Annotated in this window: 14 protein-coding genes; 13 read left to right on the plus strand and 1 reads right to left on the minus strand. The window is 36.2% G+C overall.

Annotated elements, in window-relative coordinates; genetic code table 11:
* Nucleotides 1-65 precede the first annotated feature (65 nt).
* Nucleotides 66-947, plus strand: a complete 882-nt coding sequence (locus JCM19034_RS18845; protein WP_062052216.1) for a LysR family transcriptional regulator — start codon at nucleotides 66-68, stop codon at nucleotides 945-947.
* Between the two features lie 141 nt (nucleotides 948-1088).
* Nucleotides 1089-1295, plus strand: coding sequence for a hypothetical protein (locus JCM19034_RS18850; protein ID WP_062052217.1), 207 nt, complete (start codon nucleotides 1089-1091; stop codon nucleotides 1293-1295).
* Nucleotides 1296-1384: 89 nt separating this feature from the next.
* On the opposite strand, the gene JCM19034_RS18855 is transcribed toward JCM19034_RS18850, so the two are convergent.
* The gene (locus tag JCM19034_RS18855) at nucleotides 1385-2326 is read right to left on the minus strand and encodes a transcriptional regulator (protein WP_062052220.1); all 942 of its coding nucleotides are present in this window, start codon (nucleotides 2324-2326) and stop codon (nucleotides 1385-1387) included.
* A 226-nt stretch (nucleotides 2327-2552) separates the two neighbouring features.
* Here JCM19034_RS18855 and rraA point away from each other — a divergent pair, with 226 nt between their 5' ends.
* The 11 genes from rraA (at nucleotide 2553) to JCM19034_RS18910 (ending at nucleotide 16679) form a co-directional block, all read left to right on the plus strand.
* Nucleotides 2553-3047 carry a ribonuclease E activity regulator RraA gene (rraA, locus tag JCM19034_RS18860; RefSeq protein WP_062052222.1) on the plus strand — a complete coding sequence of 165 codons (495 nt, stop codon included), beginning with the start codon at nucleotides 2553-2555 and terminating at the stop codon, nucleotides 3045-3047.
* 382 nt (nucleotides 3048-3429) lie between these two features.
* The gene (locus JCM19034_RS18865; RefSeq protein ID WP_062052224.1) at nucleotides 3430-4725 is read left to right on the plus strand and encodes a hypothetical protein; all 1296 of its coding nucleotides are present in this window, start codon (nucleotides 3430-3432) and stop codon (nucleotides 4723-4725) included.
* 13 nt (nucleotides 4726-4738) lie between these two features.
* On the plus strand, nucleotides 4739-6337 hold the full coding sequence (locus JCM19034_RS18870; RefSeq protein WP_197276454.1) for an ABC transporter substrate-binding protein: 1599 nt from the start codon (nucleotides 4739-4741) through the stop codon (nucleotides 6335-6337).
* Nucleotides 6338-6512: 175 nt separating this feature from the next.
* Nucleotides 6513-7310 (plus strand): carbohydrate ABC transporter permease, encoded by a 798-nt coding sequence (locus tag JCM19034_RS18875; protein WP_231687043.1) that lies wholly within the window; start codon nucleotides 6513-6515, stop codon nucleotides 7308-7310.
* 14 nt (nucleotides 7311-7324) lie between these two features.
* The gene (locus JCM19034_RS18880; protein WP_062052231.1) at nucleotides 7325-8194 is read left to right on the plus strand and encodes a carbohydrate ABC transporter permease; all 870 of its coding nucleotides are present in this window, start codon (nucleotides 7325-7327) and stop codon (nucleotides 8192-8194) included.
* A gap of 8 nt (nucleotides 8195-8202) precedes the next feature.
* A complete protein-coding gene (locus tag JCM19034_RS18885; protein ID WP_062052233.1) occupies nucleotides 8203-10245 on the plus strand; it encodes a YIP1 family protein in 2043 nt (680 codons plus the stop codon).
* Nucleotides 10232-12619 (plus strand): DUF5696 domain-containing protein, encoded by a 2388-nt coding sequence (locus JCM19034_RS18890; RefSeq protein WP_062052235.1) that lies wholly within the window; start codon nucleotides 10232-10234, stop codon nucleotides 12617-12619. Before JCM19034_RS18885 ends, JCM19034_RS18890 begins: the two co-directional genes overlap by 14 nt.
* Entirely contained in the window at nucleotides 12616-13476 is an 861-nt protein-coding gene (locus tag JCM19034_RS18895; protein ID WP_062052238.1) for a carbohydrate ABC transporter permease, read from the plus strand. Before JCM19034_RS18890 ends, JCM19034_RS18895 begins: the two co-directional genes overlap by 4 nt.
* A 148-nt stretch (nucleotides 13477-13624) precedes the next feature.
* The gene (locus JCM19034_RS18900; protein ID WP_231687044.1) at nucleotides 13625-14491 is read left to right on the plus strand and encodes a carbohydrate ABC transporter permease; all 867 of its coding nucleotides are present in this window, start codon (nucleotides 13625-13627) and stop codon (nucleotides 14489-14491) included.
* 41 nt (nucleotides 14492-14532) lie between these two features.
* On the plus strand, nucleotides 14533-15981 hold the full coding sequence (locus JCM19034_RS18905) for an ABC transporter substrate-binding protein (protein ID WP_062052242.1): 1449 nt from the start codon (nucleotides 14533-14535) through the stop codon (nucleotides 15979-15981).
* 197 nt (nucleotides 15982-16178) lie between these two features.
* Nucleotides 16179-16679: a family 43 glycosylhydrolase gene (locus JCM19034_RS18910; RefSeq protein WP_197276455.1), complete on the plus strand. Its 501-nt coding sequence runs from the start codon at nucleotides 16179-16181 to the stop codon at nucleotides 16677-16679.
* Nucleotides 16680-16867: the final 188 nt, after the last annotated feature.

Raw genomic sequence — 16867 nt, forward strand, 5'->3', positions numbered from 1 at the left:
CAATTTCGATAAGTTACCCATGTTATGATAGAAATAATCTATGATAGAGGTGGAGAGATTTACAAATGAATATACAACAACTCGATATTTTTTATCGTTTTTGTCAAAGTAAAAATGTAACGAAGGTAGCTCATGAGTTGAATTTGAAACAGCCGACGGTCTCATTTCATTTAAAAAAATTGCGAGATTCATTAGGAGTTACATTATATGAACAAAAAGGTGAAGAGATCGTGTTAACATCAGCAGGAGCGATGCTGTTTCAATATGCTGAGAAGATTCTCCGCCTCGTGTCAGAAACGAAGCGAGTTATGAAGGACTATCAATCTTATAAAAGAGGGGAACTGCACATAGGAGCAAGTACAATTCCAGCTAGCTATGTATTACCGCCCATTTGTAGTGGCTTTTTTGTTAAGCGTCCAAATGTGCAAATTACGTTACATGTTCACTCAGCCCCGACTATTATTAAAATGATTCAAGCGAAGGAGGTTGATTTTGGGATTGTTTCAACTCAGCTTATTAAACACTCATTATTAACATGTAAAGACATTGTCCCTGATCGGTTAGTGTTAGTTCTTTCACCAAGTCATCCGTTAGCCGAAAAACAGCAAATTGTGGTTGATGATCTACAACAGTTACCTATTTATCTTCATCAATCTGGTTCAACGCGTGAGATCGTAAATGAGTGGATGGAAAGTGAAAAGATTAAGCTTCATATTCAAATGGAACTAACGAGTATTGAAGCAATAAAAAAAATGGTGATTCTCGGGAGCGGGGCATCCATTCTTTCGGAACGGGCAGTAGAAGAAGAAGCGAAACAAGGGAAATTAACATATATGCCGTTACCACAATTTTCTCATAATCGTTCTATTTCGATCGTTTATCGAAATGATCGACCAATTAGTCCATTAATGCAAGAATTTATGACTGATGTTTTTCGTGGTGTTTAAGGGAGAGATGTTTCGTTTTATTCATTAGACATGGTAATATGAACAACGGAGAGACATAAATCTTATTACTTTCGGATGAAATCGGGAATCAAGAGTTATGTCACTACATCTGATTTACTGCCTAATATATAGGAGGTAAATATGAAGAAACATACGAATGTAGGTAAGGTTATTTATTGGTTAGGCTTTGTTTTATTTATTCTCGGGTTTGCTTTTAATGATATGATAGGCATGATTACAAATGGTCCAGAGATTTTCTCTAATTTATCTATACCTGCTTTCATAGGAGGAATTGTACTTTTAATTTGCTCTAATTTTTTTACAAAGAAACTTGATAAACACGCTTAGTAGGGTTAGTTGTGACAATAATCTAAGAACGAAACTATAAAGTGAAAAGAGTGCTACCCATCATGAAAGTAAGTTGAGTAGCCCTCTTTTTATACTTGTAATGTTTTATTACATCTCGTCAAATCTTTGTTCTTATAATAGAGCCTAAATACGAGATCTTGATTATAGTTACCAAATCCTGAACCGAATAAGGTTAAACCACCAACATGCTTAGCATCTTCTTTAACGGAAATACGAAATGACCATTGTTTATCAAGGACGTTAACATCATGAATCGTGACAGGTGAAATTTGTTGACCATCGATATACGTACCATCCTTCGAAATACGTAAGATTTTTAATATTCCGTATTGATTGATGATCCGTGGCCACCAATCAGGTGTGTATTTTCCAGGACGGTCACCATAATCTCCAGGACTTGTCCATGTACCTACTTCTACTTTATTTAGTTCAAATGTAATGTCGGATGGCCAGTTGTCATTTGTAAAAGGAGCTTCTGAAGAAGCCTCAAAGGAAATTTCTAATTCTTCTGGTTCTTGACTAGAAAGTAGAAAATTCGGGATTTTATATTCAACAAACCCTTCACTAAACCATAGTATTTTCGCGTTAACGCGTTGTGGATCTAAGAAATAACGTGGCTCATCAAATTCACCAACATATTTCTCAGTTGTTGCTAAACCGCAAGTAGGTTTAACTAAGAAATCGGTATAATGACCTACTGATACTTCTGTATGATAAAATTCTTTTTTTAATTGCTGGTGATTTGGAAAAAGGATTTCTATTTTTTCTGTATTCAAAATACAAAGCTTTTGAACACCGCCCCTCCCAGGAATCATCTCAGTACGAATGATACCGGCTTTTTCGAGCTTTTTAATGTGCATTGTCATAATCGCACTACTTAAACCAGAAGCTTCAGCTAACTCACGAATATTCATAGATTTATTATTAAGGTGTTGAATTAAAGCTAGGCGAACTTTACTGGCAAGTGCTTCATAGACAGGAAGTGATTTATCAGATATATCTAATTGCATCTAGTTCCTCCATCGTCAAATGATTAATGTATATGTAAATGATAATAACGCTTTGTTAACTTTTTAACAAGTTTATTTTAGTAAAACATTCAAATTATGACTGTTTGTTAAACAAATGATATAAAAAAAGCAGAATTATAACGAAATAGCGGATTTCTACTATAAGAAAATGTGTTAAAATAATAGTAATAATGAATAGGATAATAATCATTTAGGAGGGACACATTTGAGTTTCACTACTTCATTACTCTGTGATGAACATAAAGGCAATATAATCGTAGCCGAAAGTTCGTTATTTCAATTTTACGGAAATAAGAAAGCCTTTTCAGGTCCTGTCGTAACAGTAAAAGTTTATGAAGATTACGCATTGATTGATGAAGTAATTGATGAGGCAGCTGAAGGCAGTGTCGTTGTCATACATGGATCAGGTTCCAGGCGTTCGGCTTTAATTGGTAAGGAGCTAGTAGAAAAAGCAGTGAAAAAAGGTATTTCAGGGTTCATTGTGTATGGATGTATACGTGACTCTACGGTTATTAATGAGTCGAATATTAGTATGTTAGCAATAGGTACAAACCCAGTGCTAAGCTCTAAGGAACGTGCGGGTGAAAAAAATGTTTCCTTTCATTTTGCAAGCGTAGATTGGACTCCTGGTTTATATGTGTATGTCGATCAGGATGGAATGGTTGTTTCAAAAACGAATTTACTAGAAGATACGGATTAAAGGTAAGTTGGAAAGTACATGGTGACATCCATGTACTTTTTTTTATTTTTTTTTTGCTATAAAGTAGCTCTTTATTAATAAAACGATTAATTAAATGATTCTTGATATTGTTAAGGTATTTATCGATGTTTCCATTGATCTTACCGAATCCTTCTGTATAATTTTGTAAATAACAAGAGAGCGTTAACAAATATATAAAAGTTAATCATTGAAAAAGAAAAAAATAAGCGAAAAAACAGTTATTGACAAACATATTTATTAATAACTATAATTAGGTCAAAATTAGGATGTTAACGTTTTAATAAAAATGTGAATTATTTTTTGCTCTTGTGTGTAAGCGTTTCATTATAGCTCTAGGAAGAATGTAAGGGGGAATGAATAGATGAGGATGAAGCTAATACGCAAGTTTTTCTTCTCCATTATTGTTTGCATTATTATAGGTTCATCGTTCTTAAGTGAGGTAAGCTTTGCTGAAGGTGAACTTCCTAATGAAGAAATGGAAACTGGCTTTATGGAAAGGGAATCCGTTCTTGATGAGAAATATAGTTCGTATTTATCAAAAATTGAGAGCGTATATGTAGGAGATGATATTGTATTAGATCAAATGGGTGAAATTGTTTCTGATTCTAGTGATCTAACAATGTACGAGGGAGAAGAAGTGATAAAGGTTGAGCGAAACAAAGACGTGACATTACGTATCAATGCCCCAGAGGATAATGATTACAAAATCGCTCTCAAGTATTTGATTGATGATGAGAATGTGCTACCAACACAGCTCTCATTAAGAGTGAATGGAGAAACTCCATACTATGAATTAAGGAATCTTATCTTTGAAAGCAAGTGGGCATCACCAGACACGATTCCACTCGATAAATACGGTAACGAAATTGTCCCACAGCCTTATAAAGTTTACGAATGGCAAGATAAATTTTTAGTAGATTCAAGTTACCGATCGAGTGAGCCATTATTAATACCTCTAGAGAAAGGAGATAATAAATTAACGTTATCTGTTCAAGAAGGAAATTTGTTGATTAAAGAGCTTCGATTAGTAGGACAAGAGAATTTGGATAATTATGAATATTCAGAAGCGAGTGGTAACCAGATGATTACGATACAAGGAGAAAATATTATGTATCGGAACGATTCATCTATTCGTGCAGGTGCTGCCTTTAATATCGATTTAGAACCGTATCATTCTAGTAAGCGAGTGCTCAATTTTCTTGATGACAGTTCCTTTAAAAATGCTGGTCAAAAAGTCAGTTATGAATTTGAGGTTGAAGAAGCAGGATTCTACTACTTGGGTATGAATTATCGTCAACGGGCTAGAGATGATTTTCCAGTCTTTATTCATATTCTTATTAATGATGAAATTCCAGTTGCCGAATACCAAAATTACCCTTTAGATTATACGACTGAATTTAAGGTACACACCGTAACAGATTTCGAGTCTGACACACCAATCCCAATTTACTTAGAGGAGGGGTTGAATACGTTAAGTTTTGTGATTAGTTTAGATCCACTTAAGGAGACGATTGAAGCGGTTGAACAGCTTATTTATGAAATTCAACTACTTTCTTTAGAATTAAATAATTTAGCAGGTCCAAATGCAGACCGACATCGAGACATCAATGTAGAAGAGTTTATCCCAGGAGTGACAGAACAATTAATAACATGCTGATACGATGCTTGCTTTGTACGAAGTAGTAAGCGTTTACAATCCTGACGTTCCTCAAATTGGAGCATTTGCAAATCTAAACATTGCAGAGCAGCAATTAAGAAGTTTAGCAGATGATATAGATCGATTAGTTGTTCGAAAAAATGAATTATCAACGGGGACAAATTCTGTTACTGCTCAATTAGGTAATTTACTCCAGTCTGTTATTGATAATGGAATTGCGTTTGACCGCATTTATTTATATCAAGATGAAGCTGAATTGCCTTCCAAAGCAGGCTTTATTCAAGCCCAACAAGCAAAGTTAGTTCGACTCTTTCAGTCTTTTGGAGACCAAGATTATTCAATTGACCGTAAAAATCCTGATCATCTCCAAGTGTGGATCAACCGCCCAAGGCAATACATTGAAATTATTCAACAGATGATTGACGAACAATTTACACCAGAAACCGGTATTCAAGTTGATATTTCAATCATGCCTGATCAAAATAAATTGATTCTTGCAAATGCAGCTGGTGAGGCACCAGATGTGGCTGTTGGAGTAAATTATGCCCTACCATTTGAAATCGCGATCCGAGGTGCATTGCAGGATTTAAAAGAATTTGAAGATTTCCCTGAGATCCAAACAAGATTTCCAGAAGGCTTACATATTCCAGCTACTGTTGGAGATGGAATTTATGCCTTGCCAGATACAATGAATTTTTGGGTCATGTTTTATCGCAAAGACATTTTAGAGTCACTAGAATTACCTGTTCCTGAAACCATTGATGAATTACAAACTTACTTACCAGAGCTAAGAAGAAGAGGTATGAATTTCTTCTATCCTACGGCTGGAATGCCTGGTATTAAATTATTCCCAGGTACAATGCCGCTCATATATCAGAATGATGGTCGCTTTTATGGAGAGAGCATCGATCGAACACATTTTAATGAAAACGCTTCGGTTGAGGGGATGAGACAATTAACAGAGCTCTTTACCATTTACAATGCTCCATATGATGTTCCTAGCTTTTATCAACAATTTAGAGATGGTTCTTTGCCAATCGGGATTTCAGATTATTTTATGTATAACTTGATTTTAAACGCTGCACCAGAAATAGCCAATTCTTGGGATATTGCTTTAATGCCGGGAATTGAAAGTGAAGATGGTGAAATCCAAAGGTGGTCAGCAGGAGGAGCAGAGAGCAACATTATTTTTGATGATAGCGAATTAAAAGATGAAGCATGGGAGTTTTTGAAATGGTGGTCTAGTACTGACGTGCAAATTGCATTTGGTAATACGCTACAAATCACATATGGTGAGGAGTATATTTGGAACACAGCAAATATTGAAGCGTATGCAGGGCTTCCGTGGAACAGCTCGCATAAAGAAACGATTATAGCACAAACAGAATGGGTGACAGAGGTTCCGCGGGTTCCAGGAAGTTATATGCTCGAGCGTGAAGTGAGCAATGCCTACAACTCAATTATTTTAGATGGGGAAAATTTACGTACAGCCATCGATCTAGCAAGTAAGAGAATTAATCGTGAAACACAGAGGAAGTTAGAAGAGTTTGAATATATTAAAGACGGTGAGTTAATTGAAGAATATCCTAACCCTGAATTTAATTTGAATTAGCAGGAGGCCCTTATATGCAACAGATTAATAGAGAGGGAGAGCCGTTAATAGAAAGAGATGCCATAAAAAGGTAGACCCTGATTTAAAATCGGCACGTAGGCAAAAGAAAATTCCTTATATATTTTTGCTACCTTATATTCTCATGTTCTCCCTTTTTATCATTATACCGATTATTATGGCAATTTATTTATCGTTTACTAACTTTAATACGATAGAAACGCCATCGTTTATAGGATTTTTAAACTATATTAATTTGTTAACACAAGATGAAATTTTCATGCAATATGTATTGCCTAATACTGTATTATTTGCCCTTATCGTAGGACCTGGAGGATACCTTTTAGCATTCCTTTTAGCATGGAGTCTTGCACAAATTACTCCTAAAATGAGGATGATTCTTGCATTAATTTTTTATTCTCCATCTATGACACAAGGTGTAGCGATGGCGGTAGTTTGGACAGTTATTTTTAGTGGGAACCAATCAGGTTATGTGAACAGCCTTTTAATTAATTGGGGCTTTATTACAGAGCCGATTGTTTTCTTGCAAGATAGTCGCTTTATCCTATTTATTATGATTATTGTTGCTCTTTGGAGTAGTATGGGCGTTGGGTTTTTAGCGATGCTTGCTGGTGTACTTAATGTTGATGAGTCCCTTTATGAGGCTGGGGCTATTGATGGTATTCGGAATCGAGTTCAAGAACTTTTTTATATCACGATTCCTTCAATGAAGCCACAAATGTTATTTGGTGCCGTAATGGCGATTGTTAATACGTTTGCGACAGGTATGATTGGGGTCCAGCTGACAGGCTCAAACCCGACGCCGAATTATGCAGGTCAATTAATTGTAAATCATATTGAGGATTATGGGTTTATTCGATTTGAAATGGGCTATGCAGCAGCACTTTCAGTAGTTCTTTTACTGATTATCTATTTATTCTCTTACATTTCGAAAAAACTATTTAGTGAATCCTAGAAAGGAAAGATACTATGGCTCTGAAAGTCAATGGATCGAATCCAAAAAAATTCCATAAAAGCCAATTGAAATTTTATGCGGTGTTAATACCATTTGCTATATTCATGGTTTTACCGATTGTATTCATTTTTAACCATGCTTTTAAACCGTTAGATGAGTTATATGCGTTTCCGCCTAGATTTTTTGTTTATCGGCCGACCTTTGACAATTTTCATAATTTGTTTGAACTCGCTAATTCGTCGGGCATTCCTTTAAGTCGTTACATTTTAAATAGTGCCATTGTAACTCTAGCAGTGGTCTTTCTTTCGGTATTAATATCATCAATGGCTGGTTATGTTTTATCGAAAAAACAATTTAGAGGAAAATTTACCTTTTTTGAAATTAACAATTTAGCACTTATGTTTGTTCCAATTGCAGTAACGATTCCACGTTTCTTAACGGTGTCATTTTTAGGAATTGAAGATACGTTTTTTGCTCACATATTACCGTTATTAGCAATGCCAGTAGGTGTGTTTCTGTTAAAGCAATTTATTGATCAAATTCCTGATTCATTAATTGAAGCAGCGATTATTGATGGTGCGAGTGATTTACGTATTTATTTCAAAATTATATTGCCATTAATTAAACCAGCCGTTGCAACAGCAGCGATACTAGCCTTCCAGCTCGTATGGAATGACCTTGAGACATCGGTTTTATATACGACGAGTGAAAATATGAGGACGTTAGCATTTTTCATGAATACGTTAGTTGCTGATACGAATGTTGTTGTTGGTCAGGGGATGGCCGCAGTTGCTTCCTTGATTATGTTTGTACCAAATCTAATCTTATTTATCATTTTACAAAGTATGGTCATGAACACAATGTCACATTCTGGGTTAAAGTAGGTGTCTAAATGAAAAAAATTATCAAAATGACGACGATTTGGCTTATCTGCTTCTTCTTGTTGTTGATCGATAACAGCTCATATGCGTCGGCAAATGTAGCATATAAAACCTTTACAGAAGATGGTTTTGGAAATTATGTAGAAACCCAGACTGCATATACAGTAAAAAGTACGATTGTCAAATTTGGAGATGAACTTTTTAGTCAAGCATCAGATTTAAAAGTAAGTTCAGATGGATTGATATATGTATCAGATACTGGCCATGGTCGCGTTATCGTTGGTGATCAAAATGGCGAATTCATTAGGATTATTGGCGATGATATCCTTACGCGGCCGACTGGGATCTTCTTGACCGACGATCGATTATATGTTGCTGATGAAATCGCAGAAAAGGTTTTTGTGTTCTCTTTAGAAGGAGAGCTATTAGATGAATTTGGTAGACCAGATAGTATTTTGTTCGGATCCGGTTCTACTTTTGTCCCTGAACGCATTGCTGTCGATCAAAGGGATAATGTTTATATCATTTCACGAGGAAATTCGAATGGAATGATTCAGATCAATGCAAACACCGGTGACTTTATCGGTTACTTCTCACCAAACCAAACAAGGGTTAGCCCGTTAACGGTTTTTAGAAGGGCTATTTTTACTGATGAGCAGTTGAGTAGAATGATCGATATGGTTCCACCAACGGCGACCAATATAAATATTGATAATCGTGGTTTAGTGTATACCGTTACTCAAGGTGAAGGTAGAGATTCTATTAAAAAACTGAATATGGCAGGTCAAAACATTATTGATATTCAGGCATTTGATCCCTTCCCGATCTCAATTGATATCGGTTCTCTAGATAATATTTTTGTTGCAAGTGAAAATGGTTTTATTTACGAGTATACAAGTGAAGGTAATTTGTTATTTGTTTTTGGTGGTCGTGATAATGGACGGCAGCGTGTCGGAGTATTTGGGAAATTATCTGCGGTCGCTTTAGATGATGAAGATAATATTTATGCACTTGATCAAGAAAAAAATGAGATTCAAATATTCCAACCGACGGAATTTGCTAGTCTTGTTCATGAAGCGCTTACGTTATACCAAAACGGGGATTATGCAGCTAGTAAAGAACCTTGGGAAGAAGTCATTCGCTTAAATAGTTTGTTTGACTTTGCTAATTTAGGATTAGGTGAGGCCTATTTTAAAGAAGAAATGTATGATGAAGCGTTGGATTCGTTTCGTTTAGCGAAATATAAAACAGGTTACTCTGATTCCTTCTGGGAGCTACGAAATATTTGGTTACGTGAAAATATGATTCGGATTTTATTTATATTAGTTGGGTTGGTCGTTTTAAAGAAATTATGGAACATGTTTGAAAGAAGGTATCGCTATATTGCAAGGTGGAAAGAAAGGATCAATAAAAAGTACGAATTGAAATTGTTAAAGGATATCGTCTTCCTGAAACACCTACTTCGCCACCCGTTAGATAGTTTCTATAGCATTAAATATGAAAATAAAACGAGTGTTTTATCTTCAACGCTATTATTACTGTTTTTCTTTATCATCTATGTGTGTGATAAATATTATTCGGGGTTTATTTTTAGGACAGTTGAAGATGGTGAATATACAATTGGCACGGATTTCTTAGTTGTGACGAGTTCAATGATATTCATTATCGTATGTCATTATTTAGTTTGTACAATTAATGATGGGGAAGGGAAGTTCCAGCAGATTTATTCAGGAGTCATTTATTCTTTAGCTCCATATTTCATTTTGAAACCGTTTGTCATTGTTGCGAGTAATGTTTTAACATTTAACGAAATTTATTTACTGCAGTTTGCTAACTTTTTCATATATTCATGGGTTGCGATTTTAGTCTTCGTTATGATTAAGGAAATTAATGATTATTCGATTCGTGAAACTATTAGAGTGATTTTATTAACATTATTTACGCTATTAATTGGCGTGCTTCTCATCTTTATTGTTTACGTTTTAGTATCACAAATGTTAACGTTTGTCGTTTCGATCTTTAATGAGGGGGTGTATCGAGTTGAAAATAGGTAAAGTATCTATCAAGTTAAAAACAATCATTAAACTCGTCCTTTTTCTAGCAGTGGCCACCTCTTTAACTGTAATGATTTTAAAAGATGATTCAGAAATGACCATTGATCCTACTCAACCGCCGGAGCTACCTGATCCAGATAGCCAAGAGGTTGAAGGGGAAGGAGCGGAGGAGCTCCCGATCGATGGAGAAGTACCGATCGATGCACCAATTGATGTACCCGAAGCAGAACAATTTGATATTGATGATTTAGGAATGGAGAATCGTCCAACTGTTGTTGAAGAGAAGCAGGAAGAAATAGACGACCATCAATTTCTTACAGAGAATGAGACGCTGGAGCTTTATGTAAAAGAGGAGAATCTATCGATTATTTTAAGAGAAAAAGAGACTGGTGCTGTTATGTACTCCACGGTAAAAGATCCGGTTGATAGTAATGAAGAATGGACGAACTTCATGAGATCACCAATTATTATGGAATATCTTGTAGGAACAAACATTGTCACATACCGTGCGGATATGTATTCAGAAAATCCAGAGAAGGAGCTCCACTTTCATGAAGCTGGGTTTGATGCACATATATCTTACCCGGAATTAGAGATTTCTTATCAATTTCACGTTACGTTAACAGATTCAGGTATTTCAGTTGAAATTCCACAAGAATCGATTGTTGAGGAGAGTGACCGCTATAAAGTATCAGGTTTTTATGTGTATCCGTTTCTTGGTTATTCAAAGTTGGGTGAACGAGAAGGGTATATGTTTATTCCTGACGGTTCAGGAGCATTAATTCACTTGAAGGATAATGACGGTAGATATCGACAGCCTTTTTCCAAAATGGTTTATGGAGATAATGTCGGAATTGATGATTCATACGTATTGTCGTTATTTAATCGAATGAATCCATATAACGATCCTGAAAAGATACTGGCCCCTGTGTTCGGGATGGTCCAAACAGACTCTGAAATAGGTTATTTAGGAATTATAGAAGAGGGTCAATATAGTGCCAGAATTGAAGCTTATCCAAGTGGAGCGATATTACCTTATAACTGGATCACGACGAAGTTTATTTATCGCCAAGTATACAATCAACCAACTAGTCAAGATTCAGGAACGATGGTCGTCCGACAACGAGAAAAGAACGATTTTGATATTAAAGTAAGGTATGAATTTGTTTCTCAAGATGAAGCTACTTATTTTGGATTGGCAGAAGTGTATCGTGATTATTTACTAACATCAGGTGCGATTGCAAAAAAAGGGGACGATTTCCAACTACGAGTTGATTTTTTTGGAGCAGATGTAGAAGAAGGTCTCATCTTTAAGAAAGAAGTTCCAATGACGACGTTTAGTCAAGCAGCGGAAATTCTTAATGACTTGCAGCATTCGGGTGTTGAACGGATTTTATCTACCTACAAAGGCTGGCAAAATAAAGGTTTCTATGGTGGGTTACCGATTCGTTCCTTTAATCCAGAATCTACGTTAGAAGATGGAATGACCTTAGGTGAACTAGTAGCTGAGAGTGAGCAGCACAACATCGATATGTATCTATATCATGATGCTTTACGAGCCAATCCAGATGAGAATCGTGGGTCGCGGTATAAAACGATGAAGAAGTTTAATAAACGAACATTCAATGAGGAGATTTATGGGAATGTGTATGATTTCTTTCACTACTTGCAACCAGATTCAACTGTTTCTATCATGGAGCGTATGAAGGCGGAATATCAGGATCATGATATCGAGAATGTGTTGATTAGTGGGATTTCGAATGAATTGTTTTCTTATAGTGAAAGGAGGAAAGAATACGACCGGGTTCGTACAAAAAATTACTATGAATCAACAATCGCAGAATATGCAGAAACGTTTGATTTAATGTTGGAGCAACCGTTCGCTTATTTATGGAAGTATACAGATGCCTTTATTGATTTGCCGATGAGTTCTTCTAATTATGTGTTCACAGATGAAGATATTCCATTTATTGCATTGACATTAAAAGGGATTGTTCCGATGTATTCTGAATATACAAATTTCCAAGCGAATCAACGAGAGTTTTTCTTAAAGCTTGTTGAACAAGGCGTCAGTCCATCTTTTTATATAACATACGAGGATCCATCTGAATTGTTGTATACGAATTCTTCTCATATTTATAGTTCTAAATATGATCGTTATGAAGATACGATGGTCGAGTTCTATCATGAGCTTAGTTCGATCTACGATTTGATCCAAGATGCTGTTATTACCGATTATGTACGATTCGGTCACATAACAAAAGTGACGTACGAAAATGGGACGGTTGTGTATGTGAACTATTCAGAAGATAAAGGTGAAATAGATGGATATGAAATTGAAGGTCTTTCATACAAGGTGGTGAGTCAATCATGATAAAGCTTAATCGAAAAAGTCTCTATGGCTACCTATTTATTTCACCTTGGATTGTTGGCTTTTTACTTCTCGTTATGTGGCCGATGATTCAATCCATTTATTTCAGCTTAAATAATATGAGGATTACTCCTGCTGGGTTGCAGTTTCGTTTCGCCGGTTTTAATAATTACCTTGACGTTTGGTTAAAGGATATGTTTTTCATCCAAGAGTTGTTACAGTTCATGCTAAACATTTCCTTGAGAGTTCCAGTAATTGTTGTATTTGCATTAATCATCGCGATGCTTCTGAATCAGAAGGTAAAGTTTCAAGGGACATTTCGAACGATCTTCTTTTTACCGGTGATTGTAGCTAGTGGTCCTGTTATTGATCAGTTAATTAACCAGGGGGCAACGTCAATCCCGATGCTTGATCAGGGTGTAATATTAAGTATTTTAACTCAGTTTTTGCCTATGTGGTTAGCTCAGGTCGTTAGTGAACTGTTTAATCAAATTATTGTCATTTTATGGTACTCAGGTGTCCAAATTTTAATTTTTCTCGCGGTCTTACAAAAAATTGATTCGTCGATGTATGAGGCAGCGATGATAGACGGTGCCTCTGGTTGGGAATGTTTTTGGAAAATTACATTGCCAACAATTAAGCCGATCATTTTAATTAACTTTGTTTATACGCTTGTTACGTTAGCTAACAGTAATCAGAATCAAATTATTCAATTAATTTACTCGAATATGTTCTCGGCTACAAGAGGGTATGGATTTGCCTCGGCGATGGCTTGGATGTACGCAGTCATAATTACAATTTTATTGGTGGTAATTTTCTTCATCTTTAGAGAGAAGAAGCCACCAAAGAGATCGATTTAGAGAGGAGGAATTTCATGGAGATCCCTGTTATTCAAAACGTAAAGACGTTTTTAAGGATCAAGAGCGATCGCCGAAAGAAAAGCTAGCTATTGTATGGGGAAAAATATTTCGCTTCTTATTCGGCTTCAATAATCGTAAAGGACTTTTATTGAAAGTCATTATATATACACTTCTCATGTGTATTGGTTTTGTTTACTTGTATCCGGTACTCCATATGTTTATTACGAGTATTAAATCGCTTGAAGATTTACTAGATAGCTCGATAAATTGGATTCCATCCACTTTATATACTGATAATTATCAGCAAGCCTATTCGGTCATGAATATTCGCCAATCTTTTACCGGTAGCTTTCTAATCGCGGCAATACCAACTGTATTCCAAGTGGTGGTCGCTGCATTAGTCGGTTATGGATTTGCACGTTACTCCTTTCCGTTAAAAAAACTATGGTTTGGATTAATGATTTTTAGTTTTATCGTACCACCGCAAATATTAATGATGCCGACATATCAATTGTTTAGTCAGCTTAATTTAACTGGTTCCTTAAATGCATTTATCGTTCCAGCAGCATTGGGGCAAGGCTTATATAGTACGATTTTCATTTTGATTTTCTATCAATTTTTTAAGCAAACCCCACAATCATTATATGAAGCTGCAGAAGTGGATGGGGCAAATCAATTAATTTGCTTCTTTAAGATTGCGATTCCGATGGCTGTACCAGCGTTTATAATATCGTTTCTATTTTCATTTGTATGGTATTGGAATGAGACGTACTTAACGACTCTCTATTTAACGAGTCAGTCAAATAGTTTAACGACGATCTTATTACAGCTCCAGCAGTTTGAACAAAACTATGAGGCAATGTATCCTGTCGCAGAAAATAGCCCGAATAAAATTAATGAGGGAATTCGGATGGCAGGAACGATGATTAGTATATTACCTTTACTCGCTATCTACTTTTTCTTGCAACGATACTTTGTTGAAAGTGTTGATCGTACTGGTATTGCTGGTGAGTAATCACCGTGATATAAATAAAATTAAAATATGGGGGAATGAACATGAAGCAGAAATTGGTCTTTTATTTGATTTCCATTTTTGTCTTGTCTTTACTAATTGTAGGTTGTTCAAACGATGACAGTGCCGCTGATCCTATCGATGATAATGGTGATGGCGATGCAGAGCAAGCAGATGGTTCTTCTGATGGTTTGTCTGAAATGACTACAGAAGAAATTACTCTTACTTATGCATCATGGGCTAATACGGAATTAAATCGTTATTTAGCAGATCAATTTATGGATCAATATCCAAATATCACTGTTCAGTTAGTTGAGTTGGAACAGGAAGGTTGGAATGATCATCTTACGAATTTAGCAAGTACAGGTGACTTACCAGATGTGTTTTGGTACATGGGAAATGTTGATGTTCCTATTCGTAATGGTTGGCTTGGAGACATGACGGAATACTTTAATAATGACCCAGAATCTAGCACAATTTTGTCTTCGTTACAACAATTTGGTTATTTTGATGGTGAGAGAAAACTTGCTGCTCCTGCGGCTTATCAGCCATACACGATTTACTTAGATGAGAATTTATTTAATCAACAAAATGTTGATATGCCTTCACCTGATTGGACATATAGTGAGATGCTTGAGTTAATGCAAGAAATGACCATTCCGGAGCAAGGGATTTTTGGATATAATACGTACACACAAATATTTACAATGGCACCGATTATTAATCAAGATGCTGACGGTGAGTTTGGTTGGGATGGCGAATCATATGATTTATCAGAAGATTGGGCAGATGCATTGACACAACATGGGCAATTTGTTCGTAGTGGTGTCCATGCACCTTTCTATGATACTGATGAAGCTGAAGCGGCATTTGGTGATCGCTTGTTATGGGCTCCAAGCTCAGGACGATTAGCGATGCAATTAGATGCTTGGTGGACGATGGGCTTATTTGCAGAACCTGAGTTTGTTGATAAAGGGATTAAGTGGGTTCCTTATCCAGTACCAAAAGGAGATAATGCTGAAACTGAGCGTAAGCCTGCATTTATTGATTTTGGAACGATTTCAGCATCGACAGAACATCCAAGAGAAGCTTATGAACTATTAAAGTTTTTTGGTTGGGGTAAAGAAGGATGGCTGGCTAAGTTAGACGCATTTGAAACGTTAGAAAACGATAACGGTGATCTTGTGTTCCAACATCCAGACGGTTTACCTATCATTGATGATCAAGAAATTTGGGATCGGTTAGCTACTTTATTACCAGATTCAGAGTATGTTACTAATTTCTTAGAAAGAGCGAAAGAACCAATTCCATTAGGTGGTGCCGCTGCACCTGGGTTCCAAACATTCCTAGATGAGGTTTATTTTGGTGGGGAATATGGAAATGTTGAGGAAGCGGTCATTAATGGGGAAGTAAATGCCCATGATATTGCACAGAACTTAACGGAAATGATTAATCAATATCATGAAGAAGCACTAGAAGAATTGTTCTGGTAAAACGATTTGATTGTTTGCTTCTCTTAAAATAGTTCTTCACAAGAAGGTTGTCTTAGATGGTCATTATAGACTTATAAGGCAACCTTTCTATATATATTAGCTAAAAAGGAGTTTATTATGAAGAAACAGCCTTACGACTCTTGTCTGGCTACCTAGTATTACATATGCTGGTAACCCGGTCATAACTGAAAGGTTTAGTGCTGATCCAACAGCACTCGTTCATGATGGAAAGGTTTTATTTATATGTAGGTAGAGATCAAGCAGGCTATCCTGGAGAAATTGATTATTTTTATGTTTTAAAAGAGTGGGATGTTTATTCGTCTACAGATATGATCAACTGGCAATTAGAAGGCACATTGCCACGAACAGCATTCGAATGGGCTAGAGAAGATTCTGCTTGGGCTTCTCTAGCAATAGAGAGAGATAGGAAATTTTATTGGTATGTAACCGTACTGAATGATGATCCTATCTTGGAGAAAAGTGGATATGCGATCGGCGTTGCAGTTTCAGATCATCCAGCTGAAGGATTTACAGATGCTATAGGAGGCCCGCTTGTAAGTAGCGATATGACTGACACACCAGATTTTATGGATCCAAATCAAACGTGGGATAATATTGATCCGACCGTTTTCATTGATGACAATGGTCAAGCTTATTGGATCAGAGGTAGGCGGGAAGTGGACGGGAAATCTAAATAAGAGAGATGGGTGCCTCCTCTTATTTTATGAATGAGGAATGGTAGCGATTTAATTGCGGTTTAAATGGGAAGCAGTCTCGTTTCTTGATCTACGTAATGGGAATTCAGATTGAGAATAGGTGCAGGTTTACTGGAGAAAGCAATTCAAACCTTCATAAAAAAGGAATAGGTGCAGGTTTACGGGAGAAT

Origin of the sequence: Bacillus sp. JCM 19034, assembly GCF_001310635.1 — a bacterium.
Taxonomy (GTDB): Bacteria; Bacillota; Bacilli; order Bacillales; family Bacillaceae_D; genus Halalkalibacter.

Coding starts and splice junctions, on each gene's coding strand:
- JCM19034_RS18845 (WP_062052216.1), top strand. CDS start 66: ATGAATATACAACAACTCGATATTTTTTATCGTTTTTGTCAAAGTAAA.
- JCM19034_RS18850 (WP_062052217.1), top strand. CDS start 1,089: ATGAAGAAACATACGAATGTAGGTAAGGTTATTTATTGGTTAGGCTTT.
- JCM19034_RS18855 (WP_062052220.1), bottom strand. CDS start 2,326: ATGCAATTAGATATATCTGATAAATCACTTCCTGTCTATGAAGCACTT.
- JCM19034_RS18865 (WP_062052224.1), top strand. CDS start 3,430: ATGAGGATGAAGCTAATACGCAAGTTTTTCTTCTCCATTATTGTTTGC.
- JCM19034_RS18875 (WP_231687043.1), top strand. CDS start 6,513: ATGGCAATTTATTTATCGTTTACTAACTTTAATACGATAGAAACGCCA.
- JCM19034_RS18880 (WP_062052231.1), top strand. CDS start 7,325: ATGGCTCTGAAAGTCAATGGATCGAATCCAAAAAAATTCCATAAAAGC.
- JCM19034_RS18885 (WP_062052233.1), top strand. CDS start 8,203: ATGAAAAAAATTATCAAAATGACGACGATTTGGCTTATCTGCTTCTTC.
- JCM19034_RS18895 (WP_062052238.1), top strand. CDS start 12,616: ATGATAAAGCTTAATCGAAAAAGTCTCTATGGCTACCTATTTATTTCA.
- JCM19034_RS18905 (WP_062052242.1), top strand. CDS start 14,533: ATGAAGCAGAAATTGGTCTTTTATTTGATTTCCATTTTTGTCTTGTCT.